20 protein-coding genes and 2 riboswitches are annotated in these 25,758 nt (G+C 38.2%); of the genes, 9 read left to right on the top strand and 11 right to left on the bottom strand.

Going from position 1 to position 25,758, the window contains the following annotated elements:
• Nucleotides 1–1,027, top strand: a 1,027-nt coding sequence (locus tag T429_RS0107305; protein ID WP_026500937.1) for an autotransporter outer membrane beta-barrel domain-containing protein, incomplete at its 5' end; no start/stop codon positions are given.
• Nucleotides 1,028–2,179: 1,152 nt separating this feature from the next.
• Here the strand turns inward: T429_RS0107305 and T429_RS0107300 are convergent.
• The 3 genes from T429_RS0107300 to T429_RS0107290 are packed head-to-tail and all read right to left on the bottom strand — an operon-like array spanning nt 2,180 to nt 4,959.
• Nucleotides 2,180–3,151 (bottom strand): WD40 repeat domain-containing protein, encoded by a 972-nt coding sequence (locus T429_RS0107300; protein WP_026500936.1) that lies wholly within the window; start codon nt 3,149–3,151, stop codon nt 2,180–2,182.
• 11 nt (nt 3,152–3,162) lie between these two features.
• Nucleotides 3,163–4,194 (bottom strand): CobW family GTP-binding protein, encoded by a 1,032-nt coding sequence (locus tag T429_RS0107295; protein ID WP_005774868.1) that lies wholly within the window; start codon nt 4,192–4,194, stop codon nt 3,163–3,165.
• Between the two features lie 21 nt (nt 4,195–4,215).
• Nucleotides 4,216–4,959 (bottom strand): creatininase family protein, encoded by a 744-nt coding sequence (locus T429_RS0107290; RefSeq protein WP_005774869.1) that lies wholly within the window; start codon nt 4,957–4,959, stop codon nt 4,216–4,218.
• Nucleotides 4,960–5,671: 712 nt separating this feature from the next.
• On the opposite strand from T429_RS0107290, the gene T429_RS11190 reads away from it, so the two are divergent.
• The 3 genes from T429_RS11190 to T429_RS0107280 all read left to right on the top strand — a co-directional run bounded on the left by T429_RS11190 (nt 5,672) and on the right by T429_RS0107280 (nt 8,110).
• Complete coding sequence (locus T429_RS11190) at nt 5,672–5,806, top strand: hypothetical protein (protein WP_280173545.1); 135 nt, start codon at nt 5,672–5,674, stop codon at nt 5,804–5,806.
• Nucleotides 5,807–6,541: 735 nt separating this feature from the next.
• A complete protein-coding gene (locus T429_RS0107285) occupies nt 6,542–6,838 on the top strand; it encodes a hypothetical protein (protein WP_005774870.1) in 297 nt (98 codons plus the stop codon).
• A 912-nt stretch (nt 6,839–7,750) separates the two neighbouring features.
• A complete protein-coding gene (locus T429_RS0107280) occupies nt 7,751–8,110 on the top strand; it encodes a hypothetical protein (RefSeq protein ID WP_005774872.1) in 360 nt (119 codons plus the stop codon).
• A gap of 1,032 nt (nt 8,111–9,142) precedes the next feature.
• On the opposite strand, the gene T429_RS0107270 is transcribed toward T429_RS0107280, so the two are convergent.
• Nucleotides 9,143–10,477 (bottom strand): NAD(P)H-dependent oxidoreductase, encoded by a 1,335-nt coding sequence (locus T429_RS0107270; protein WP_005774873.1) that lies wholly within the window; start codon nt 10,475–10,477, stop codon nt 9,143–9,145.
• Between the two features lie 164 nt (nt 10,478–10,641).
• Here T429_RS0107270 and T429_RS0107265 point away from each other — a divergent pair, with 164 nt between their 5' ends.
• Nucleotides 10,642–11,121 carry a MaoC family dehydratase gene (locus tag T429_RS0107265; RefSeq protein WP_005774874.1) on the top strand — a complete coding sequence of 160 codons (480 nt, stop codon included), beginning with the start codon at nt 10,642–10,644 and terminating at the stop codon, nt 11,119–11,121.
• A gap of 1,338 nt (nt 11,122–12,459) precedes the next feature.
• Here the strand turns inward: T429_RS0107265 and T429_RS0107250 are convergent.
• Genes T429_RS0107250 through T429_RS0107240 form a run of 3 tightly spaced genes read right to left on the bottom strand, consistent with a single transcriptional unit; the run spans nt 12,460 to nt 15,013 of the window.
• Nucleotides 12,460–13,119: a methionine ABC transporter permease gene (locus T429_RS0107250; RefSeq protein WP_005774876.1), complete on the bottom strand. Its 660-nt coding sequence runs from the start codon at nt 13,117–13,119 to the stop codon at nt 12,460–12,462.
• Entirely contained in the window at nt 13,112–14,146 is a 1,035-nt protein-coding gene (locus tag T429_RS0107245; RefSeq protein WP_005774877.1) for a methionine ABC transporter ATP-binding protein, read from the bottom strand. Before T429_RS0107245 ends, T429_RS0107250 begins: the two co-directional genes overlap by 8 nt.
• Nucleotides 14,147–14,194: 48 nt before the next feature.
• Entirely contained in the window at nt 14,195–15,013 is an 819-nt protein-coding gene (locus tag T429_RS0107240) for a MetQ/NlpA family ABC transporter substrate-binding protein (RefSeq protein ID WP_005774878.1), read from the bottom strand.
• A 517-nt stretch (nt 15,014–15,530) separates the two neighbouring features.
• On the opposite strand from T429_RS0107240, the gene T429_RS0107230 reads away from it, so the two are divergent.
• A complete protein-coding gene (locus T429_RS0107230) occupies nt 15,531–16,178 on the top strand; it encodes an SH3 domain-containing protein (RefSeq protein WP_005774879.1) in 648 nt (215 codons plus the stop codon).
• A gap of 525 nt (nt 16,179–16,703) precedes the next feature.
• Here T429_RS0107230 and T429_RS0107225 read toward each other — a convergent pair.
• The 4 genes from T429_RS0107225 to T429_RS0107210 all read right to left on the bottom strand — a co-directional run bounded on the left by T429_RS0107225 (nt 16,704) and on the right by T429_RS0107210 (nt 20,616).
• Nucleotides 16,704–17,735 carry an aspartate-semialdehyde dehydrogenase gene (locus tag T429_RS0107225; protein WP_005774880.1) on the bottom strand — a complete coding sequence of 344 codons (1,032 nt, stop codon included), beginning with the start codon at nt 17,733–17,735 and terminating at the stop codon, nt 16,704–16,706.
• 500 nt (nt 17,736–18,235) lie between these two features.
• Nucleotides 18,236–18,616, bottom strand: coding sequence for a helix-turn-helix domain-containing protein (locus tag T429_RS0107220; protein WP_026500935.1), 381 nt, complete (start codon nt 18,614–18,616; stop codon nt 18,236–18,238).
• 1,117 nt (nt 18,617–19,733) lie between these two features.
• The gene (locus T429_RS0107215; protein ID WP_005774882.1) at nt 19,734–19,940 is read right to left on the bottom strand and encodes a Trm112 family protein; all 207 of its coding nucleotides are present in this window, start codon (nt 19,938–19,940) and stop codon (nt 19,734–19,736) included.
• A 13-nt stretch (nt 19,941–19,953) separates the two neighbouring features.
• Nucleotides 19,954–20,616, bottom strand: coding sequence for an LON peptidase substrate-binding domain-containing protein (locus T429_RS0107210; protein ID WP_005774884.1), 663 nt, complete (start codon nt 20,614–20,616; stop codon nt 19,954–19,956).
• A 448-nt stretch (nt 20,617–21,064) separates the two neighbouring features.
• A riboswitch (glycine riboswitch) is annotated at nt 21,065–21,162 on the top strand.
• A 1-nt stretch (nt 21,163) separates the two neighbouring features.
• Nucleotides 21,164–21,254, top strand: a riboswitch (glycine riboswitch).
• Nucleotides 21,255–21,298: 44 nt separating this feature from the next.
• On the opposite strand from T429_RS0107210, the gene gcvT reads away from it, so the two are divergent.
• From gcvT to gcvP, 3 genes are read left to right on the top strand one after another with little or no spacing between them, the layout of a single operon-like run.
• Entirely contained in the window at nt 21,299–22,411 is a 1,113-nt protein-coding gene (gcvT, locus tag T429_RS0107205) for a glycine cleavage system aminomethyltransferase GcvT (protein WP_005774885.1), read from the top strand.
• A gap of 6 nt (nt 22,412–22,417) precedes the next feature.
• Nucleotides 22,418–22,786: a glycine cleavage system protein GcvH gene (gene gcvH, locus T429_RS0107200; RefSeq protein ID WP_005774886.1), complete on the top strand. Its 369-nt coding sequence runs from the start codon at nt 22,418–22,420 to the stop codon at nt 22,784–22,786.
• 5 nt (nt 22,787–22,791) lie between these two features.
• Nucleotides 22,792–25,587: an aminomethyl-transferring glycine dehydrogenase gene (gene gcvP / locus T429_RS0107195; RefSeq protein ID WP_005774887.1), complete on the top strand. Its 2,796-nt coding sequence runs from the start codon at nt 22,792–22,794 to the stop codon at nt 25,585–25,587.
• Nucleotides 25,588–25,758 lie beyond the last annotated feature (171 nt).

Here is a 25,758-nt window from a genome sequence, read left to right as displayed (position 1 = left end):
TCCTGTTGATCCTTCGTCTCATCTTTCTGTCCCGTTTGATGGGCAGCCTGAACAAGGAATTAGAGCTGTTGTTCCTCAATTGCCAACGTATCTGCTTTTGCCAAATGCTTTATTCCATGCGGGATTGATGGAGATGACCACGCAAAATAAGATGTTAGAGACAATGCGGGGAGCTTTTTATTCTTTTGGAAGAGATAATAAAGACACGGCCTTTTTTCTGCATGCTTATGGGGCAAGCCATCATTATGCTTCCAATTTATCCGCTTTCGAATATGGCTATGGCGCTGAGCTTGATTATAATGCGTTGCAAGCCGGTGTTTTGTTAAACGAGATGGAGGGTTTATATACGCGTACACTCTTTGGGGCTTTGGGAAACTATGGAAATCTTTCTCTATATCCTCAGGAGGTTGAACAAAGTAAAAAAAGCGCATTAAACAAATGGTCTGTTGGGGCTTATGGAAGTCTACGGCATGATGCGGGTTTTTATATTGATGGGGTATTATCCTATGGTCTTTTTAAGGGAGATATTTTGACGCTTGCACGAGGTAAGGTTTTGGCGTTAAAGGGAAAAGAGTTTAGTGGATCTTTAACGAGTGGCAGAAGGTTTTCAATAGGGTATAAAGGTGTTGTTTTTGATCCACAGGTTCAGGTTATGTATCAGCAACTTCAGTTTTATCAAGCATATGATGTTGATCAGATTGATGTTGATTTGGGGAAATTTCATCAATGGATGGGGGGTGTTGGTGGGCGTTTAAGTAAGACACTTAATGTTTCTCAAGAGGGACGAGAGATTTCTTTTTATAGTAAGTTTTCTTATTTGCATAGTTTTGAAGATAAGCAATTTGTTTCTTTTAAAGATGATTTTCAATTAGGTTCTTTTGGTTCTCACTTAGAAGCAGGGCTTGGGTTTAATGCGCGTCTTTCTTCAAAACTTTCTCTTCATGGGGATGTTAGTTATCAGCATGGGCTTAAAAAAGTTGGCTTTTCTGGTGCGAGTTTCTCTGCTGGATTGCGCCACCGTTTTTAAAAGAGATCCATTGTACACTTTTATATGAAAGGCAGAAAAATCTTCTGCCTTTTAATCTCTTAACTTATATTCCTTCATCAATATATGGTTATTTTTTTTAGTATAAAAAGCTACTGTAAACGATTTCTTTGATTGATTATTGAAGTATTCAAGATGCTTGCTTCTAAGTAATGAGAAACTTTTCTACAAATTTTAATGTTGTGATATGAGGACGGATTTCATTATGAATGTGATGACAATCTTTTATACTGAATGCTTTGTTGTGTAAGCTTTCAAAAAAGGTGGTATTGATGGTTTTTTTTAATATTAAAGTGGGCTCAGAATGGTTTTAGGCATTTTTCGTAAGAGTTTTTAGGATTATTTTTGTCCGTTTCTTTATTCATTTTTTTAAGATTTTTCCTTGAGGATTTTAGAAAAATACTTGTTTTTTTAGAAAAGACTGAGAGAATTTGAGGTTAAATGATCATAAAAAATAAAGGATGCTTGATTGTGTTTTTAGGGATGTTGTTTCTTTTTTGCAAATGATAGATACCAAGAGAAACTTTGATAAGATATAGAGTATTGTTATTGCTCTAATAAGTGGGCATCATCATTCTATTTTTTAAGCTTCCAATATTGCGGTGACTTTAGCACTCGAAAATATTTATAAGAAGTATTTTTAGTCTTTTCTTAAATGTTTTGTATTGATACGGGCTTTCTTCTGTTTGTCATGTAAAAGCAAATGGTTTTGATTAATTTAATATAAACAGATTTGATCTGAGAGAATTTTATGATTTGAAAGGCTTTCATTCCTAGGTGTAAAACAATGAATATCCTTTATTAAACCAATTTGATATGTCTAGAAAAGAAACCAGATTTTCGATCAAAACTGGTAGGGAGTTTTATTTTTTGAGGTATCAAGTGGCGGTCAAAAAAATTTATTGAGAAGGATAAGTGTTGAGTTTCCTTCTTTTGATCATAGGAATAAAGAGGTCTTTTCTTGTCTCAAGGGAGGTTCTAGCAAGATGGAAGGCTTCATGATTATAAAGACTTTGGGGATTTTGGGGAGGGGAGTGGAATTTCTGTGAGTTCTAGAGATGGGCGATAGTTCAGATTTCTAGAGGATTGTGTGGGTATTTTTATCAATGATGGTTGTGCTTGTTGGTTCTTGGCTTAATCAGTGATATTGATCATACCACATTCACCATTTTCACTGCCGAAGGTGAGGGTGTGTCCTGTTTGATCCCAGTTGAGTGCTGAAATAGCGCTTTTTCCATAGCCTTTTAGAAGGACTTCTTTTCCATCACGAAAATGTGCCGCTAAAATCATTCCATCATTGAAGCCTATGGCGACAATTTCTTTGCTTGGATGGCATGAAACGGTGCTAACAAGGGCATCTGCTCGTGTCCCAAGTTCTAGAGGTGTTTTTCCCATGGGGCCATCTTTTGTATGAAAGGGCCAAACAATTGCTGCAGAAGCACCTGATGTTGCGAGCCATTTTCCTTTTGCACTCCAAGACCAGCTTTTAACTTTACTTGGGTAGCCACTCATCCGTAAATGTTGATGATCGGTAAGACGCCAGCCGTGTAAGGCGTTTTCTTGCATCGTGGAAATGACATAGCGGTTGTCTGGTGAAAAGGTGACATCACAATGCGCCCCTTTCCATACCAATGTGGTGGGGGATGTTTGTGTTGAGAGCCAATGAAGCGTAACGCCATTGTAATGAGCAACGGCAAGCCGTAAACCTTTTGGGGCAAAAGCCAAGCCTTCTACACTGCGCTCATGTGGGAGCTCTTGTTGTTCTTTTCCCACATGTACAAATGCAAGACGTGCAGAGGAAAAGGCAAAAGCTTTTTGGGGACCAAAAGCAACGTTATTTATCCATTTGCGTTCTTTTTGACTGAGTAGTTCTGTATGACCACCTACTGTTGTTTGACAGACTTTTCCATCTTCTCCTCCTGTGATGATTGCAGTCTGGTCATGGGAAAAATGACTTGAAATTACTCCTTGGTGAACTTTAAAGACTTGTGGGGTTTGAGTTAAAAAAACAATCAAACCTTCCACGGAAACAAAGGCTGGTTTATTGCCTATAAATCCACAGGAAAGGCAGTAACTTTGGAGATCATAATGGGTTATGTTTAGCATTGTCATTCATTTTATGCGCAATTTTCAAAATCAGTTTTTAATTTTTCGCCATCAAGAGAGCGTCCGATAAAAACAAGGCGGCTTTCTCGTTTTTCATCCTCACGCCATGGGCGTTGGTGTTGTCCCTCAAGAAGCATATGAATACCTTGAATGACATAACGATCATCATCTCCTTGAAAGGCAATAATGCCTTTAAGACGCAAGATATCAGGTCCTTGTTGCTGCGTAAGCTGTTGGATCCAAGGAAAAAATTTCTCTGGTTGCAGGGCACCCGCTTTTAAACTTATAGAAGTGATGGTAATATCATGAATGGTAGATGTGTGATGATGATGGTCGTGATGGCAATCGGGACCACACACATGATCTTCAGGTTGGTTTTTATGTTCGTGGTCAAGAAAATGAGGCTCATGGTCTAGAGTCCGTTGGAGATCAAAGAAACCACGATTGAGAAGTTTATCAAGAGGAATATTGGTGCGCTGTGTTGTATAGAGTATAGCACGAGGATTAATGGCAAGAATAAGCGACTCTGCATGGGCTTGCTCTTGTGCCGTGACAAGATCAATCTTATTTAAAAGAATGATGTCTGCGAAGGCAATTTGCTCTTCAACTTCACGACTGTTTTTCAGTTGAGAGGACAAATGCTTTGCATCAACGACCGCTATGACACTGTCAAGCGTTGTTTTTTCATGGACAGTATCATCCATGAAAAAGGTTTGTGCTACGGGAACCGGATCGGCAAGTCCTGTTGTTTCTATAATAATCGCATCAAATCGATGAGAACGTTGCATCAAACTTTCCAGAATGCGAATGAGATCACCCCGCACAGTGCAGCAAACACAGCCGTTATTCATTTCATAAATTTCTTCATCTGATTCAATGATCAGGTCATTATCAATCCCAATTTCACCAAATTCATTGACAATGACGGCGTAACGCTTGCCATGATTTTCACTGAGAATGCGGTTGAGAAGAGTAGTTTTTCCTGCACCAAGATAGCCTGTGAGAACCGTAACAGGAAGTTTTTTTGAGGGTGTCGTTTCCATGGAGAGACCTTTTATTGTTCTTTATTGCCATGTATTTATGTTAAACCGCTTGATATCATCAAGTAAATCACGAAGCTGAGACAGAACATGAGAAAAGATTTCTTTCCCAGCTTGGGGTGTTGCTTTGCTTGCGTTTCCTGCTGCACCTTGCGTGTTGAGATCACGCATTGTCCAGCCAAAAGCATGAGGACCATAGGCGCGTAAATGGCGATAATTGGCAATCATATCCGCTTGTTTATTATGAAAATTTTTTGCCTTTTCCATATGGACTTTTTCTGGGGCTAAATAGAGCATAAGAGAGGTTTCGATAAAACCGCCATGGATATCAAGATGCTGTTGAGAAGGTTCTATCAGACCTTGCGGCAAGCCAAAACGGCTCCAGCTTGTTGCTACAGCAAGCATGGAAAGGCGCCTTCTCAATTCGGTGATAACAATGCTCATTAAAGGTGAATTGCCTCCGTGAGCATTGAGAAGAAGAAGACGCTTGATCCCTTTATGATAGCAGTTTTCACCAATCTTTATCCAGCGCTTAATCGCATCAGAAAAGGTTAGAGTTTGTGTCCCTGTGATATCCATATGTTCTATAGAATAGCCAATTTTCTCAACCGGTAACAGGGCGATATGAAATTGTTCTTTTGTTTCTAACGTGAGGGCTTTTGCAAAAGCTTCAGCAATAATCCAGTCGGTTTCAAAGGGAAGGTGCTCTCCGTGATATTCATGTGCGCCCAAAGGTAAAAGAGCGAGAAAAGGTGTGTTAGATACCATAAATTATTGCCCAAAAGAGGAGTTCATACAGATAAAGTGATCAAAGGTGCTATCACTATTTAATCTATCTATACGAGAAACGCAAATAGGTGTGTTTTTACAGCTCATAGGGATATTCTAAAAATGAGAGTTTTATTAAAAATAGTGAAAAGTTTTATTGAGAGAAGCTAATACAGTTTTGATCGAATATGCGCTACTCATTCTAAAGATCGGTAACTTCTGTAGGCATTTTTGATTGTGTCTTTTTGTTATGAAGAAAGGATAACCAAAACATTTTTGTTGATATGAAGACTAGGGTGATACAAATTTTGCTTTCAATCAGGGTTCTTGCGTTCTGAATTCAAGTTTATATAGATGTCTTACAAAAGAATAGAAATGTTTGTGCACTCATTTTACTTTGAAGAGTGTCTTAACAGATTTTAGTGTTTATGAAGAAAAAATAAATATAATGAGAAGAATTTACATGAGATGAAATCACATAATGACACTATATTGATTTATAAAGAGTGTTTATTTTTTCATGTTGAATGAGAGTCTCGAAAATCATAAGTCTTTTTTATTCCAAACCTGTTCCATTTTGAGTGAATAAAAACCATGTCTCTTGCCCATCACAAGTAGATTAGCTGTAAGGCGTGAAACTGTACAGGTATGCTTCTTATGAATCGTCTCAAGCGCTAAAGGTTTGGTCTTGCAACATTAGGCGGCTGGTAAAATGTGTGGTGGTGCCGGCTTGCTCTTTTATGAAGCGTCAAGATGGTGGTTCTCAATGAATTTACCGTTTATGCCCTTCGATGTGCAGCGTCGCGAAATTATAGAGGGCTTGATGAGTTTATCATTTGATGAGTGATCAGATGATAAAGAGAAAGCACCGTTGAAATCAAGATAACCCTATTGTGTTACACGTCGCTTGTTTTAAAGAAAAAGCAAGTATTCAAGCCTATTTTGTAACATTGCACATCGAAGATGTATAACGGTCAATCCCTATAATAGCAAAAAGATTGTATACCATCATCTTTATACTTGTTAAAGTAAAAAGGGGGCGCAGCATATATTTTGTCATCTTTCGATTTTTGCAACAGCCTTTAGTGCTTAAAATACCTCATAAGTTATATTTTTTTCTTTAAAGTTTTCCTTCTACACATCATTTTCATTTGTGATTTGCAAGCAAATAAATTGGATTGATTTAATATAAACAGCATTAAACTTAAGAGGAATTTATAATTTTCAGGTGGTCTTGCATTCAATATGCAAAACAATGGATTATGATTATAAATCAGTTCCTCGCTTTTAAGATGAGCCGTTGATAAATTGATTGATCAATATCGGTTTTAAGGCTATTTTTTCAATCTGTTTATCTTGAAGCAGGTCCTTCAAAAACGCGATTTTCCCATAGCTTACCCTATCACTTTTCCTTCAAATATTTGCATAATTTTTTTATTCATATTTTAATGATGTTTATATTAACTATAATATGTGTATTATTGTATTTATAAAAATAATTTGTTAGGAAATAGATTTTATTTTTAAATAATTTATTATTATTTTAATTTTTTATTTAAATAAAATATGGCAATATAAATTCATGTTTAAAGTATTTAAAAATAATTTTTATTGTTATATTTTTATAGCATTCATTCTTTTTTTTGCACAAGGTGCAGAAAGTCATATAGATATTGCTAAAGAGTTCTTTCAAAGAGAATTATTTTTTACTCATCAAGAGAAAAATAGAGTGAATCAAAATATAGATAGGGCTGTGATCTACCTTATTGAAGAAAAAAATCAGCTAACTTTTATGAAGGTTAGGCAAGAGAGTTGTTTTTCAGCATTTTGGGGAATTATCTCTTTTTTCATGACTATCTTAGTATTTGGTTTTAGGTAGTTTTCTCGCACTTTTATGTTTCTTATAATGTTTTTATAAATCTGATAAGTTAATTTATTTTATAAGTGCGTTTTGTTAATTTTGAAGATAGAGATCTTGAAAAATCTTTTACGCTTTATAACGATTTTGTTAAAAAATGGGCAGACTTTTAAGGTTTACTGATGAAAATATATTCATTTTAGATCGCTATTTTTATTTGCTCGCGATGTTATTTCTCGACATTATTGAGAGTAAACCTGTACCATATATCGATGAGGGATATAATAAGAGATCCTTGAAGCGCTATGCCATCTTTCTCTGATCTCGATAATAGGCAAGTATTATTATGTTGAAAGTTCTGATTTTATAATATTTTAAACTTATTGTCATTTCAACGTATTTATAAAATTTATAGTCTATATTTTTTAATTAATTTATTTTGCTTTGAAATTTGATTAATTTTTATTACTTTCAAGCATATTTATAAAAATTATTACTTTTATATTCTTAATTTAAGAGCATAAATCATAACTGATTCTATTATAAAAATAATAAATTACGCTTAAACTTCATGAATATTTTTAAAATTTTAGGTAATAATAATAAAATATTACATTTTATGTTGATAATATTTTTTGTAATGTGAGGCGATGTTTAATTGTGTTTTCCGTGTTTTATAGTCATTTGATTTTAAAATAAATTTTCTTAATTAGGCCGTTTAGAAATTTTCTAGTATTATTGTTATTATTTTGAATTTATCAGTATTTATTTTTAAAATTTAAATTATTTCGTTTTTACATCTTTACACGTAATACATAATGTATTATATTTAACACAAAGTTGCATATAATATATCATATTGTGTTATATATTTTTATATATGTAAATATTCTTTCACTTTTTCAGTGAAGAAAAAGAGGAGCAAATGAAGCTATGTTTAAAATATTTAAAAATCGTGTATGTTCATTTACTTTTACCCTCCTTATTCTTTTTTTTGTACAAATTATAGAGGGGAATGCAAGTTTTGTAAAAGATCAATTTCAAGGGAGATTGACAGTTGCTGTTTCTAAAGAAGAAAATAATGCAGTTATTAAAGTATTGGATAGAGCTGCTATTTACAGCTTTGAGGAACAGGATGGCGTTGCTTTTGGAAGAGCTGAAAAAGTTTCTGCATATTCAGGTAACATCTTTTGGGGTGGAATAGGTGTTTTCTCGCTTTTTGCTTCTTTATGTGTTGGGGACATTGTTGGAACTGTTGTTTCTCTTTTAGGAATATTCTGTACACTTCATTAGAAGATTCATCGACTTTGTCTATGAGTTTTTCTTTTATTTTCTTATTTAAAAAAATCAATATTTGATGCTTTTTGTGCTATATTGGATAGAAAAATAGTGATTATTAATACTAAACACTATTATTAAAGTCTAACATCTTGCAATTGATGTTTTTTATTTTCAAAGTGATGTAACTAGATTTTTTATAGTTTATGATTATTTTCTTGCCATAAGGTTTAAACCTTTTATCCTCTTTATGAGCCTTTTTAATATTGCTATATAAAGCTTATTCATCAAAGGTATATTTATCTTTTTTTTAATGTTTTTTAGAGGGTAAAACAAGAAGAGATACAATAAAAAATTTCTGTATTTTATCTTCTAATGTGCGTGACTGATGGTAAGTTGTCATTATAAATCAAACTATTAAATTAAAAATAAAATTACTTCTTTATAAGTATTTACCATTTTAAATCTGTGTATGTTGGATTTATCAAAAGCGTTTTTTCGTATACAACAAATTGCATTTTGTAAGGGTAAAAATTATTAAGAAAACGGTAAAATTTTTTTCATGAATTAGTCTCTACGGCTTAAGGGCTATCGTAATATAGGAAAATAAAATGATGATGCTGGTTTCGTATCGTTATGGCGTAAAGATAGTGATACATAGCCAATCTTAGACCGCCTCATGGGGATTTGAGCATGAGATTGATACGCACTGTTCGTGAGAGGGAGGTGATGACGGGCGGCGTTGAAAAATGTCTTTATTCAAACAGAAACCTGAATGTGTAATACAAGTGTATTCTGGGTGTTCTGTTGCGCAAGGGAAGGGGGCTATTAAGGAAGGGGATAAGAAGGGAATGCATGAGTGGAAGGAAAGGGAAAACAAGCATAAAATATTGTTTTGAATAAGGATTTTTAATCCATGAGATCGTCACGAAGAAAATACTATGAATTCAAAATGCGTTTATTTTTTTATGCGTTACTCTCCTCTAGAAAAAAAACATTGTTCCTTATACATCAATGGATTTTTATGTTAGGGTAAGGAGAGGATATTTATAGTTTGGCGGTAGAAGAGCAATCAAGCAAAAGATCCTGTTTGGCACGAAGACGGGCAATCCATTGATCTTCACGGATCGCCGTATTATGTGCTGTAATAAGTTCATTTTTTTTAATGGCAGCTGTGACTGTTGCTTTTTCTAAAAGACCACAAGGAATGGCTTGGTGGGCGCGTGCTTCTGCAATATTCATGATCCAAGCGCGATACGTATAAAGACCGATAAAATCTAACTGATCTCCTGGATATAAATCTTTTTTAGCAACAGCACAGACTTCTACTACGGGATGGCTAAGGGGAACCATATCTTTTTTACCATAAAGCATTACGCGTGCACAGGTGAGGGGAACTTCCATTGCTGTGAGATGATAGGGGCGATGAAAGGTGAAGTAAGGTCCCTGACCGATTTTTAAATCTTCCATACGTTCACGTAAACGTGGGTGTGCTATTTCTGCAATGACAAAGACACCTGGAGAAACACCTTGACCTATTGAATAATCCACCACACCATATTGCTGCAAAATACCGCCATCTTGTTTTGGAATAAGGACTTTGTTTAAATCTTGCAGTGCCGCTTGGGGGCCATGCATTCCTGGGCAATCAGGGAGAAGTCCAGTGGCATTGGCAATGGCTGCCATTTCAACCATCGTTTTGGAACCATCAATAAATTCAACCAACATGCGTACATTCATATTACGCCGTAATGCTTCTTCTTCGTAAACATCAGGTGTGGCATCAAAGAGCAGAGGATTATTTTTTCCTTTTCCCGCTGCAACAATTTTATGCCCAAGAGCTGAAACAAACTCGATGAGTTCCATGCAGGAAGTCGGTTCATCACCAGCACCAAGGGTATAAATAAGTCCTTGTTTTTCTGCTTCATGTTTTAGATACGCACCAATCGTAACATCGGCTTCAACATTCATCATGACAAGATGTTTGTTGTTTTCAAGCGCTTTAAAGCCAATTTCTGCTCCCGCTTCAGGATAGCCTGTTGCATCAACAATAATATCAATTTGTTCATGGCGCAAAACAAGGTCAATATCATCTGTTGCCGCAATCAAACCTTTTTCAATGCTTTGTGTGAGGGCATGAGTATTTTCAACTTCACAGACATGTCCCTCTTCGCCATAGGCAAGTGTTGCAGCATCAAAAATTCGTGACGGTGTCCTCGTGGCTACAGCAGCAACGGTTATTCCCTCCATTTGCGCAATACTTGATAATAAATCTGTGCCCATCTCTCCACAACCGATCAGTCCAATACGGATGGGGGGATGGTTTTCTGCACGTTGCTTTAAATCATGCGCTAAACCTGTTAGGGTTACATTGCTTGCCATTCTTTTTTCCCATTTGAAAACTATTCTACTAAAAAGAATTTCTCATTCATAAGGTGTATTTGTTTTTAAGACAATTAATCTTTTATTCTTGATGCTCTAATCAATGGGTTTTATAAAAGCAAGGGGGGGTGATTGCTTTTATCAAATAAAATAGGACTAGCGTTATGCAGCAAAAAATCACAGTACAAGATGTCACTACTTTTATTGGAAAAGAAATGGGATTATCAGAGTGGCGTCTTGTTACACAGGATATGATTAATCAATTTGCATGCGCTACAGATGATCATCAATGGATACACGTTGATGAGGAAAAGGCTAAAAAGACACCTTTCGGGGGAACGATTGCTCATGGGTTTTTAACATTATCGCTTTTGTCTGCGCTTGCTTATGAGGCCCTTCCAGAGTTAGAAGGGGCTACAATGGGGATTAATTATGGTTTTGATAAAGTACGCTTCATGAGTCCTGTGAAAACAGGAACACGGATACGGGCGCGTTTTTTACTCGATGATGCAGAAATTCGCCCTTCTGGTCGTGTAGTCTTCCATTATGGGGTTACAGTGGAAGTGGAACAGTTAAAAAAACCAGCCCTTACCGCTCGATGGCTTATTGTTGCTGTGATGGGAAAAAAAATTTCCAATCCTTAAGATGATTTGCGAGCTTTATTTAATAAGAATTTTCATACGATTTTATGAGAATTTTTTATCGACGATAAAATTGATAATATATTGATTTATAAGTATAATATCGTATCATTCATCCTGAATTCGACTCCAGAATATCGTAAGATTTTCTCATTTTAAACGCATTCCATGTTGAAACAATTAGAACCACTCAGTTGCACGTTTAAAAGCGGGGGCATCTATGTGGACTGAAACTGTACAGACAAGCTATGTCTTTGAACCATCTCAAGTATTAAGGGTAGTGGGGTACAACATTGGATGCTGGCAAAGTGTCGGATGGTAACGGTTTTCTCTTTTATGAAGCGTCAAGATGAGGGGGCAATGGATTGGTTATTATACCGTTTACGGCTGCTGTTGCGAAATGGAAAATGGACGTGAGAACCTTGATGTATTTTTAAAAGCGTATGAAGATGTGTGCCAAGCCTATTCCGTTTGGGGCATTCTGTTTTACGAGCAGGTTGTGATTCATTAAAAACGCGATAGATAAAAGTATGAGATAATGCGCAATCTTCATTATTTGAAGAATATTGCGTGAGGCATTTTTGAAAGCCTTAATGCCGAACTCAAGAATGATGGTAAAGATGGAAATTGGTTGATACTTTTACATCTTAATATTCTTTTCAAATGAGCTGGTTTTAGAAATTATGCTTGACAGATCTGCAATGCACTCGCTTGCACTTTGGTATAACAGTAGGAACAGTGTTTAGAACTTTTATCCCACTCAATCTGTGTTTCAAATATGCTGTGGCATTCGGTCTAGATGTTGATTGACAGGTCGCTGTTAAAGCACAAACCTTGTTTAAGAAAAGAATGTTATAAAACCATGAATAGATTAGCAATGAATTGGCGAGATGTTCCTGTTTTTTATCTAAGGCTTTGGGAGACAACACTCAATACATTAAGAGTGATCTGGCATAATTATGGTATTATGGTGGAGGTTTTATAGCTTTCCTCGTCATAGCGGGTTGTTCTTTCTGCTCGACTGTTTTGATGGGGTATTATGATTGGATTGTGATCAATAGAGTGATTTAACATGGTCATTTATCATTTTTACGGTGAGAGAGAGAGCTTTGAATGTTGTAAGAGCTTTCATTTAATATCCTTTTATATTGAAGATATTCAAACTATTTACTTGATTACAAAATGGGAGCTTATATCGATAAAACTGTTTAAGATAAGAGAAAAAATGCTTGTTTTTTTAAAATGAATGCTTTCGATCACCAATGAGTGTACTGGGGAGGTGGTTTCACTTTGGAAGTGGTAAAGAGGATGATAAAGCTGGTGTGTGAAATCTTCAGTCTTTTAATGCTTTGTTTTATCAAGTTTTTGTACGATTTTATCAGAAGTCCACTGGGTTATGATATTGAGCATAATTAAAAGAAGGATGACAATGGTCATGATGAAGGTATTATAGCGTTGATAGCCATAGCGAATTGCCATGTCTCCTAAACCGCCTCCACCAAGATATCCGGCAAGTGAGGTGGCGCCTATCAGAGAAATGACCATGACTGTAAAACCTGTAATCAGGCTAGGGAGGGCTTCCGGAATGAGAACATATCTGATGATTTGAAGACGGCTTGCTCCCATAGAGCGGATCGCTTCAATGAGACCGTTTTCAACGGTTTTAAAAGAGAGTTCGGCCATGCGTGCATAAAAAGGAATAGCTGAAATGGTGAGAACAAAAATAACAGAAGACATTCCCACCCCTCTTCCTACCACGATACGGGTAACGGGAAGAAGATAAAATGCAAGAATAATAAAAGGAATGGCACGAATACTGTCAACGATGATGCTTAAAGGGCGATTGATAAGAGATGAAGCAAAGATTCCGCCACGTGCTGTTGTGTGAAGAAGCAGACCAAGGGGAAGCCCTATAATAAGCGCCATCAAAGAAGCACTTATCGTCATCAAGATTGTGTCAAAAAAGGCATTGGGAAGTTCATGAGATAAAACATTAAACATAACCTAAAACCTCGCAATATCGTCCCTTTTCGGTTAACCATTGAACGGCTTTTTTAAAAGCTTCTTGATCTTGAGCAGGAAGGCATAAGAAGAGACGCCCGATGGTTTCCCCTTGGACTGTATCAATGCCTCCGTGGAGAATACGTGCTCTTAAACCGCTTTCATCTTCCAGAAGATGGAGAAAAGGCTGTTGGGCAATTTCACCGGCAATATTTATTTCAATAACAGCTTCTTGGCCGATGGGTTTAAGATTTTTTGCATATTTTTCAGGAAGTTGTGGCGTAACAAGTTTAAGCATGGCAATGGTTGTTTCTTCTTGTGGAGATGTAAAAATATCTTTTACACGTCCTTCTTCCACAATGCGCCCTTGATTGAGAACAACAACGCGATGCGCAATTGTGCGTACTACTTCCATTTCGTGGGTAATAAGCACAATTGTGAGATTGAGGCGGTTGTTAATATCGGCAAGAAGTTCAAGAATAGATTGTGTTGTTTCAGGATCAAGAGCAGAGGTTGCTTCATCTGATAACAATATTTTAGGATTAGCGGCGAGCGCTCGGGCAATACCAACGCGTTGTTTTTGCCCTCCAGACAATTCTGCTGGATAACAATATTCTTTCCCCCATAATCCGACTAATTCAATAAGCTCAAGGGCATGTTTGTTGCGCTGTTTTTTGTTTACACCACTTAATTTGAGCGGTAATGCAATGTTATCAATCACCTTTTGCGATGAGAGAAGATTGAAATGTTGAAAAATCATCCCAATCCGTTGACGGTAAGGTGCCCATTCTGTCTCTGATAGATTGGAAATATTGACGCCTTCAAAAAAAAGAGAGCCGGTATCAATTTTTTCTAATCCGTTTAAACAGCGAATAAGTGTTGATTTTCCTGCTCCACTACGACCAATAATACCAAGGATTTCACCGGTATGGATATCAAGAGATAAATTATCAACCGCTGGATTGCCCGCCGTTTTGTTAAAACAACGGCTGACATTTTTTAAGGAAATGAGGGCATTTTTTTCCATTTAAAATTACCAGAATGTTTAGCAAAACGACGAGAATATGGGGTATAATTACCAAGATGTTTGTGCTGCTGGACCAAAAATCTCTTTGATTTTTGCACGAACAGGCTCGCTATTGTAGGCAGCAACTAATTTTTTGACCCATGGTTCATCTTTGTCGCTGGTCCGCACAACAATGATATTGGTATAGGGATTATTTTCTGCGTTTTCCCATGCGACAACATCTTTTTGCAAGTCTAGTCCAGAAACCAAAGCCCAATTTGTATTGATAACGGCAATATCAAAATCATCAATAGCTCGCCCTAACATGCCGGCATCAAGTTCACGAATTTGCACGTTTTTAGGATTTTCAATAATATCCAGTGGGGAGGCAAGAATATCATGAGGGTCTTTTAATTGAATAAGACCTAAAGAATTGAGAAGGAGAAGGGCTCTTCCACCGTTGGATGGATCATTAGGAATGCCAACATGTGCACCATCACGCAGGTCCTTTAAATCTTTAATTTTGTGGGAATAGACACCGATTGGGGCAATAAATGTGTACCCTACAACTGAAAGTTTATAACCGCGCTGTTCCATTTGGTTTTTAAGATAAGGCGTGTGTTGAAAAGCATTGGCATCAATCTCTCCCGCATTAACAGCATCGTTGGGCAAAGTGTAATCAGAAAAATAAACCAGCTCAATTTCTAAACCAGCTTTTTTAGCTTGCTCTGCAGCGACTTGCCAAACAGTGGCTTCGTGTCCTTCCATGACACCAAGTTTGATTTTTGATTTGTCTGCGGCCATGGAAAAAGCAGTAGACAAAAAAAGGGTAAAGAGAGAGAGGAATAATCCTATAACCTGACTGCGAGAAAAAAATTTTAATGTCATGTGCTTTTAACTTTCTTTTCCAAGAGATTTTTCGAGGAAAGCTTCAATATTCTTTATATTTTTTTAAGGAAATTTAAGGTTATACAAGCTTTAGAGAATATTCAATCACTTTTATTTTAAAAAAGAATATTCTTTTTTCTTTATGTTCCGCAGTTTGGGGAAACATCATTATTGGTTCATAGCAATTCTCTGAAATTTAGGCAATCAATTCATCTATTGTAATGATTTGTTGAGGGAACCAATGTCGCTTTAAAAACTTCTTTAAGAGACGATTGGCTAAAGAGCCAAGCAATCAGATGATGTTTTAGCGGTCAATTTATGAGCGACATACTGCGCAATCAAAATCAAAAGACTGTATTTGTGGAGAGGGGGTGGAGGGGACAAAGAGAGATCTGGTTGCAATGGGGCTGGGGGCGTTTGGGGAAAAACAAAGAGTGATGATTACTAGACTTAAATGCGGCAAATTTTTGCAAAGGTGAAAAATTTGTCCTTCACAGATTAGAGAGGAAGAAAAATAATGTTAAGAAAGAATCTTTTATCAACGACAATGATCTTATGGGCTTTGGGAGCATCAGGGGTGGCTGTGACTGCTTCTCACGCGCAAGCGGGGGCTATTGCTGGAAACGTTGCTCGTGTTGCATCAGGTCAGGTATCGTTACGCACAGGTCCTGCGACAGCTTATAAAGTGATCACAACGGTTCCAGTGGGCGCAAAAGTGCAAATTTATGGCTGCTTATCCAATAAAACTTGGTGTTCTCTTGGGTATCATGGAAAAGTTGGTTGGGCATCTGCACGTTATGTCAACGTTGCTAATGTTCCTACCATTGCTTTTAAAAAGGTGCCGGTAAAATCAAATTCCATGATAAAATCGCCAAAAGTAAAAAAAGAAAAAGTAAAACAGATTGTTTCTGATTTAAAAGCTCTTCCAGCGGTGCAAAAAACACCAAAAAACATGCAAAAACTGTACAGAACAGATGTGATTATTGATTCAACAGGAGTCAAAAAAAGAGATGAACGGACAATTTTTAATCCTTCGCCAAAGGCACAAGAAGTTTCTGTAAAACACGTCAATGCTTATAATCCCTTCTTTCCGGATAAGGTTAATGACAAAAATTTTGAACGCAATGAAACGCGTTACCGTGTTGTGACCTATCCTGCTCGATAAGGATAAAAAACTAACATCATAACGGGAATGACAGAAAAGATGGCAGTATGAAGCAAAAAATGCTTTATGCTGCTGATCCTATTATCCCATAAAATAGCATCAAGGTGGAGAGAGATAACTTAAGGTGGCGAGAGTTAAGAATATTTAGGGTGAAATTTATCAACGCCTCGAGATACTGTCCTTCAGGATAATGTTTGATGGAATTTATTAAAGCTGAATTTTTTTTTAAGAGAATGGTGAGAAGCTTGTTGTCCTTATCCTATTGTGTCGTAAGGCGGCATGAGGATGGTGATCGGTATAAACTGGGTAAAAAGTGCGATTGTGTTCAAGAGCAATGCAGGTAGAGATCTTCGTTTTTTAAGGTGATGAGGGGTTCAAGGATGTTTAAGAGTAGAATTCGTCAATGCTCCGTATGGTTGTCTTTTAGGGTGATGATATAAATCCCCAGTAAGGGAAGATTGTTTTTGAAGAGAAGCCGGACTTTTGACAGACCGGCTAAGATTCTTCGTCCTTTTAGATAGGGCGTTAATTGGCAGACTTAGGCTTTATCAAATTACGAGAAATGAGCAATTCAGCAATTTGAACAGCATTTAATGCGGCGCCTTTTCTTAAATTATCGGCGACAACCCAGAAAGCCAAACCATTTTCAACGGTGATATCTTCACGAACACGGCTAATAAAGGTGTCATCTTCTCCTGTACATTCATAAGGCGTGGTATAGCCACCATCTTCGTGTTTATCGATAAGTTGACAACCAGGGGCATCGCGGAAGAGCGCTTGTGCTTCAGATACGCTGAGTGGTTTTTCAAATTCAACATGGACGGCTTCTGCATGCCCGATAAAGACAGGAACCCGAACAGCCGTGGCTGTGAGTTTAATTTTCGGATCAAGTATTTTCTTCGTTTCAGCCGTCATTTTCCATTCTTCTTTTGTATAACCATCTTCCATGAAAACATCGATATGGGGAATGACATTAAAGGCAATGCGTTTAGTGAATTTTTTTGATGTAATGGGATCTGCAACAAACACAGCGCGTGATTGTTCGAAAAGTTCGTCCATTCCTTCTTTACCAGCTCCAGAGACGGATTGATATGTAGAGACAACAACCCGTTTAATGATAGCAGCATCATGGAGAGGTTTTAAAGCTAAGACCAGTTGAATTGTTGAACAATTGGGATTGGCAATAATATTACGCTTAGAAAAGGCACTTATAGCTTCAGCGTTGACTTCAGGGACAATCAACGGAACATTGGCATCATAGCGCCATGTAGAGGAATTGTCGATAACGACACAGTCTGCTGCCGCGATTTTAGGAGCATATTCTTTGGAAATGCTGCCTCCCGCAGACATAAGACACAAATCTGTGTCAGAAAAATCATACGTATCCAGAGCTTTTACTTTTAACGTTTTGTCTCCATAAGAAACTTCTTGTCCTAATGAGCGTCGTGATGCCAGAGGAACAATTTCATGCGCAGGAAAACCACGCTCTTCTAAAATTGTAAGCATTTCACGACCGACATTTCCTGTTGCGCCGACAATGGCAACTTTAAAACTCATTGTTCTATACTCCTTCGTGTCTCTCCACGTTTATTCCCCGCGCTATACTCAGGAGAGAATGAGTTGGTCAAGGAACATCATTAAATTATATCTTCAACAAATCCCATGTTGTGCATAGCAATCAGAATTGTCAGCACAATAAAGTATTGTATTGCAAATAATATTGTCTTTTTTAATCTTTCAGAAGTGAAAAAAATTGAATATTTTATGCGAATTCTTCATCTCTTTGCGAGAGCACTTAAGTGAATTTTTTCTCTTCTGTCAATTGTTTCTCTTTACACTTTTGAATTTTTAAAAGATGGTATGGCGCATCGCCTTGGGAAATTTTTTTGTCTTTTATCTGTTAAGTGTCCAATTATTTGATTTCTTCCCTCTCTCTAAAGACAAAAATTTCTATTCAGACTGTTTCCAGACTGGATAAAAATCTTCGTCTTTTGGCGCGGAGACAGTTAAAATGTTTTTCAATGTGCTTCAGAACAGTTGAGGGCTTTTCAGTAAATTCATAAAAATAAGGGGCTGTTTTTTTCATCAGAAATCAACTGCAAAATTGCTCTTTGTTTTTTGCGGGTAAGCTCTCTGAAATTTTTTAAAAGTAAATATTCTGCTTTACTTGATATTCTGTCATCACAATGCGAGGAAGTCTCTTCTTTTTTTGTGCAATCAGCGTAAAAGAAGGAAACGGGAACACCCAGTACATCAGCAATTTCCTGTAAACGTGCTGCGCTCACACGATTTAAACCTTTTTCATATTTTTGGATTTGTTGAAACGTTACGCCCAAATGACTTCCTAATTGTTTTTGAGAAAACCCCATCATATTTCTTCTGAAGCGAATTTTTTGGCCTAAAGAAATGTCGTAAGAATGTGAATTTTTAGCTTGCACTTTGTTTCCCCTCCGGTTGCGAGCGCCCTCGCATTGGTATCCGGGGTCTGGAAGTGCTGACTCAAAACAGCCTCTTGCTTTTAGTGCGTAAGATGCACTTGGACATAACAAGAGCCCCCGGAAATTCCGGGATACCCGCAAAAAGCGGTTTTATTTCTAGTTTGAGTTTTTCGGGCTTCCAGACCCTATTTGATCGTCGCGTATACGACCAAAAACACAAGCTTTATTCATAAGGCAATTGCTTTCAGTCGTCAATTGAAATTCAAATTGCTTATTTCAAGCAAATCAAAGTGCATTTTTTAGCTTATAGATTAGCCTATAGAAATGTCATTAAAATCTGGATATTGGGCTTATACTCACGCCTTTCAGGTGCAAGCACCCTCGGCATTCAACTTTCAGGATTTGGGGACTTCCGGGATCTGGAAGTGCTGACATCGAATCAGCCTCTTGCTTTTAGTGCGTAAAACGCACTTGGACATGACAAGAGTCCCGGAAGTATATTTGCAAAGTGGGATTTAATGTTTGAATTTGCCCCCCTGACCGCCGTGTATACTGACCAGACCTTAAGGCAATAGCTTTCAATCGTCAATTGAAATTCAAATTGCTTATTTCAAGCAAATCAAAGTGCATTTTTTAGCTTATAGATTAGCCTATAGAAATGTCATTAAAATCTGGATATTGGGCTTATACTCACGCCTTTCAGGTGCAAGCACCCTCGGCATTCAACTTTCAGGATTTGGAGACTTCCGGGATCTGGAAGTGCTGAAACCGAGTCAGCCTCTTGCTTTTAGTGCGTAAAATGCACTTGGACATAACAAGAGTCCCGGAAGTATATTTGCAAAGTAGGATTTAATGTTTGAATTTGCCCCCCTGACCGCCGTGTATACTGACCAGACCTTAAGGCAATAGCTTTCAATCGTCAATTGAAATTACAGCCCATTTTCCTTGTTGGTTTTTTCAAGTTTTGATGTCATCAAGGGATCCACGATAGATAAAAATATCGTTTGAAAGACTTTGAAAAGTTGTAAAGTCGGATTGTAAAACTCTTTTTCTCAAGACACTAAGATATCATCTTGATAACAGTGGGGTTTTGAAAGAAAAATTGCCTAAAGAGTGTTTATTTTTTATGGGTTGTTTTTTCATTGTTTTGCAAAGGACGCGCTTCTGAAGCAAGCATAATGGGAACACCATCATGAATAGGATAGGCAAGTTTGGCTTTGAGAGAAATAAGTTCTTGTGTTTTTCGGTTGAAAGAAAGCGTGCCTTTCGTGATTGGGCAGACAAGCAATTCGAGCATTTTAGGATCTGTGGTCATTTTTTTCATGTTTTTACGTTCATTAGTTTAAACGATAATCTGTTCCTGTTTGTTTCATGAGGGAGCGTTCTGTTAATGCGAGAAGCGTTTGAGCACGACTTTTGATATCGGGGGCTTCAAGGAGAGCTTGTTTTTCTGCCGGTGTAAAGGGGATAAGCGCTGAAAAAGCATTTACCAATATCGGTGTTGGGGCTTCTATGATACTGCTCCAATTATATTCCATTTCATGGATGGTCAGATATTTTTCAACAACATCAAGTAAGCTTTCTCGATGAATGCTTTCTTCAATATCGAGTTCTTGTAAGTCTTTGATGTTTGATTGGATGAGAGCTGTTCGATAGGACTTCGTATTTGTCAATTCTTGTTCTAAGGTGAAACGGCAAACGCCTTGTAAGATAATGAAAAGTTGTCCATTGCCGGTTTCACTGTAGTTTGTAATACGTCCTATACAACCTGTTTTATAAAGTTGTGTAGAAAAACGGTCCGTATCCGATGAAAGGGGTTGAATAATGCCCAAGAGACGATCGGATACCATAACATTTTCAATTATTTCAAGCGATTCTGGTTCAAAAATGTTGAGTGATAAAAAACCACCGGGCAGTAAGAGCGCACCTTCTAAAGGGAAAAGAGTAATTTGCTTTGGAAGATCATTTTCGCAATTGTAGGAGATATTACCAGCTTTCATGAGTATATTGTGACCTTTATTCGGTAATTTTAGCCTGTCAATCGTTGCATCTTATGACACTATTAACAAAGCAGAAAATCTACTTCTTGTGCATTACCATCAACCTTATAAAATACTTGAAGTCTTTATTCTTAATTCTTGAAAGAATATAAAACCCTACTCTTAAGACTGAATTGCACAAGAAAGAATCTTGTTTTGCGACCTTTTTAGTGTGTAACGTTTGGCATGATTTTCAAGGGGTATTTTTGTCTTAAATTTCCTAAAATGTGTTCCTTACAATTTTTGTAAGCTTCAAAAGGATACTATTATAAATCTTTTGAAATAGCTTATGCAAGTTTTAAAATATGCAAGTTTTAAAATGAGAGTACGTTTATCACTTTCCTAATGACAGTGTGATCAAGATAGGTTATAGATTAAAACATGCTGGAAAGAGCGTTATCGTTTCTTTCATTCTTTTGCGGGAGAGTGCAGATTGCAAGTTTTCGCATTGCCGCCGAAGGGGAAATAGCCCATAATCTCTCAGGCTTTAAGGACCGTAAAAGGAGGAAGGCAGATCTGGAAAGTCGGGAGAGCCCGCGCCGAAGGTGTAAGCGAAAGTCTTTTCGCGAGTCTCTCAGGTTGATGACAGAGGGGTGCAGAGACGACCATATTGTGTGGGCGTTAGCGCAGCTTTGGAGTTATTATGGGCACACAACAAGAAACATCTTTTTTAAAAACACTTCCTTTATATGATCTGCATGAAAAAGCAGGAGCAAAATTTGGTGCTTTTGCGGGGTGGAATATGCCTTTAACTTATCCTCTTGGCGTTTTGAAAGAGCATCTTCATACGCGTGCACATGCAGGACTTTTTGATATTTCTCATATGAAATTGATTGCCGTTGAAGGGGCACAAGCCGTAGAATTTTTATCCTATGCTTTTCCTATTGATGCAGCAGCTTTAAAGATTGGGCACTCACGGTATAATTATTTGCTAAATGAGCAGGCTGGTATTCTTGATGATCTGATCATTACCCGTTTGGAAGAGAACCGTTTTATGTTGGTTGCCAATGCGGGGAATGCACAGGCTGATTTTGAAGAATTAGAAAAGCGTGCTGTTGATTTTGAATGTCAAGTGATTGCTCTTGAAAGGGTGTTACTTGCTCTTCAAGGTCCTCAAGCCGCAGCTGTTCTGGCTGATGCCGATTTACCAGGGAATGAATTGTTCTTTATGCAGGGATTCGAACCACAACAAGATTGGTTTATAACGCGTTCTGGCTATACGGGAGAAGATGGTTTTGAAATTGCTTTGCCGATAGGGCATGCGCATATGTTGGCTGAAAAATTGCTGAGTGATTCGCGTGTTGAGTGGATTGGACTTGCTGCACGCGATAGTTTGCGCTTGGAAGCAGGGTTGTGTTTGCATGGAAATGATATTACCCCTGAGACGACGCCTATTGATGCAGCTTTAACATGGGCTGTTCCTAAGAGTGTCCGAGAAAAAGCACAATTTTACGGTGCAAAGGCTTTTCTTGAAGCGCTGCAAAAAGGACCTGATCGTTGTCGTGTTGGATTAAAACCGCAAACACGCCAACCTATTCGTGCCGGTGCGGTGCTTCTCGATGAACAGGGCAATGAGATTGGTGTGGTAACATCCGGTGGTTTTGGTCCTTCTTTTGATGGTCCTGTCGCGATGGGGTATGTTCCTGTTGCGTGTAAAGGTGAAGGAACAGAAGTCTTTACAGAATTGCGAGGCAAAAAGATTGCACTTTCAGTGCATTCTCTTCCCTTTGTTGAACAACGTTATTTTAAAGGATGATTTTTTATGTCTAAAACTTATTTCACACAAGACCACGAATGGCTTAGCGTTGAAGGACAAATAGTGACTGTTGGGGTTACACATTATGCGCAAGAACAATTAGGCGATTTGGTTTTTGTTGATTTACCACAAAGTGGGACAAAACTTTCCAAAGGAGAGGCGGCGGCTGTGGTGGAATCCGTTAAAGCAGCTTCAGATGTTTATTCTCCTCTTGATGGTGAAGTGGTCGAAATCAATGAAGCACTGGCTGATAATCCTGAACTGGTCAATCAGAAAGCCGAAACAGAAGGCTGGTTATGGAAAATGACAGTGCAGGATGAAACGCAACTGGAAGGGTTATTAGATGAAGATGCTTATAAAGCTTTGATTGGATGAGTGTCATGATCGAGCGTTCTTTTTCTTCTCGACATATTGGGCTGCGTCCTGATGAAACACAAAAAATGCTTGATGTTTTAGAGCTCGATAGTGTTGATACACTCATTTCTCAAGCGGTTCCCAATTCTATTCATTTGGGACGTTCACTGAACCTTCCCAAGGCTGCCAGTGAGAACCAAGCCTTGGAAGAACTCTCCAAAATGATGGCGCGTAATTGTGTGCATAAAAGTTTTATTGGGCAAGGATATCACGGCACATTTGTGCCTCCGGTTATTTTACGAAATCTGTTTGAAAATCCAGCTTGGTATACCGCTTATACGCCGTATCAAGCAGAAATTAGCCAAGGTCGTTTAGAACTCCTGTTTTATTTTCAGACATTGATTAGTGAACTGACAGGCCTGCCTGTTGCTGCTGCTTCTCTTCTTGATGAAGCAACGGCTTTAGCGGAAGCCAATGCTCTTGCTGTTCGTTTTGCGCGGGAGAAAAAAACAAAAATTTCTCTTCAGAGCCTTTTACATCCTCAGACTTTGAGTGTTGTGCAAACGCGTGCTGAAACACAGGGCATTCGGATTAGCTTTGAGAAAGAAATTTGTCCTGATACAGCGGCAATTGTTCTCTCTTGGCCCGATACAAAAGGTTCTTTTCATGATTATAGTGAGGTCATAAAAGAGGCAAAGGAAAAAGGTGCGCTGATTATTGTTGTGGCTGATCCTTTAGCGCTTACGCTTATGGAAGCACCGGCAAAATGGGGCGCTGATATTGTTGTCGGTTCGATGCAGCGTTATGGTGTTCCGATGGGATTTGGTGGTCCCCATGCTGGTTACCTTGCGGTGAGTGATGCGCTCACACGCCTTATTCCAGGGCGTATAGTGGGGCAATCCGTCGATACAGAAGGGCGCGTTGGTTTTCGTTTAGCTTTGCAAACACGTGAACAACATATTCGGCGCGATAAAGCGACATCAAATATTTGTACAGCTCAGGCTTTGTTGGCTAATATGGCAACCGCTTATGCTGTTTGGCATGGGCCAAAAGGCTTACAAAAAATTGCGCAGCGGATTCATCATTTAACATGTCGTTTTGTTGCTGGTTTAGAGGCTGCTGGCGTTTCTTGTGACGGTGAAGCTTTTTTTGATTGTGTTAGCATTGTTGTGAAGGGAAAAGCGCGTGAAATTGCGCATCAAGCCAAGATGAGTGGGCGTCTTGTTCGTGTTCTCGATGATGATACCATTGCAATCAATTTTGATGAATTGTCGACAGAAGAAGATGCTGCTGCTCTAGCACAGCTTTTAGGTGCAAAACTCGTTGATCAGGCGTCTCCAAGACTCTTTGGTCAAAGGCGGGATGCTGCTTTTCTTTCTCAACCCTTTTTTCATGCAGTTCATTCAGAGACAGATATGATGCGCTTTTTGCGTCGTTTAGCCGATAAGGATTTGGCACTGGATCGGGCGATGATCCCTCTTGGTTCTTGTACAATGAAGCTGAACGCAGCGGCTGAATTGATGCCTGTAAGTTGGGCAAGCATGGCCAATATACACCCTTTTGTTTCACAAGAGGATGTGGCGGGTTATTTGGAGATGATCAATCAGTTAAATGCCTGGTTGTGTGAAATTACAGGATTTGCGCAAGTGTCTTTTCAGCCAAATTCTGGTGCTCAAGGTGAATATGCAGGGCTTTTGGCGATCCGACGCTATTACCACTCACGGGGAGAACAGCAACGGACTATTTGTCTTATTCCGGCTTCTGCGCATGGTACGAACCCAGCTTCGGCGCATATGGCGGGCATGGAAGTTGTTGTAGTAAAATGTTTAAGCGATGGCGATGTTGATGTCGATGATCTCAAAATGAAAGCGCAATTGCATAAGGACAAATTGGCCGCTCTCATGATTACTTATCCTTCAACCCATGGTGTTTATGAGGAAAGCATTAAAGAAATTTGTTCCATTATTCATGAAAATGGCGGACAAGTTTATTTTGATGGCGCTAATCTCAATGCACTTGTAGGGCTTGCGCGTCCTGCAGATATTGGGGCTGATGTTTGTCATATGAATCTGCATAAAACATTTGCTATTCCTCATGGAGGGGGGGGACCTGGGATGGGACCAATTGGGGTCGCAGCGCATCTCAAACCATTTTTACCAGGGCATGAACAAGATGGCACAACGCATGCAGTTTCAGCTTCTCCTTATGGCAGTGCATCTATTCTCGCAATTACATGGATGTATATTCGAATGATGGGCGCTGATGGCTTAAAATATGCAACACAAATAGCTATTTTAAATGCTAATTATATTGCTGCACGTCTTTCACCGGCTTATTCCATTCTTTATCGGGGCAAACATGGACGTGTTGCTCATGAATGTATTGTGGATACACGCCTGTTAAAAGATCAGTATGGGGTGAGTGTTGATGATATTGCAAAACGTCTCATTGATTATGGATTCCATGCGCCCACGATGTCGTTTCCTGTTCCGGGAACTTTGATGATTGAGCCAACGGAATCAGAACCAAAAGCAGAAATTGATCGTTTTTGTGATGCATTACTCTCCATTGCTGAAGAAGCAAAAAAAGTTGGGAATGGGGTTTGGCCAAAAGACAATAATCCATTGGTGAATGCTCCGCATACAGTCGCAGATACTTTAGATGATGCTTGGGCGCGACCCTATTCGCGACAAGAAGCTGCTTTTCCCAATAGCTCTGTTGATCCAGCCAACAAATATTGGCCTCCTGTATCGCGGATTGATAATGTTGCGGGAGATAGAATGCTTATTTGTTCGTGTCCGCCCTTGGGAAATACTTATTAAATAAAAATATGTACTTAATTTGTTTATTTGCATAAAAAAAGCCCACACGTTTTGTGTGGGCTTTGTGCTTATTGAGCTATGCTTCTATGGCGTTATTTGTCTATTTTCTAGAATTTTTCCTTGTTTTTACAACATGAGCAAAATCGAAAAAGTTGACAAAAAAGCTGTGCT

The organism is Bartonella elizabethae F9251 = ATCC 49927 (assembly GCF_000518165.1).
Taxonomy (GTDB): domain Bacteria; phylum Pseudomonadota; class Alphaproteobacteria; order Rhizobiales; family Rhizobiaceae; genus Bartonella; species Bartonella elizabethae.
The sequence above is the reverse complement of the archived record's forward strand: the minus strand, read 5'-3'. Positions and strand labels throughout refer to the sequence as shown.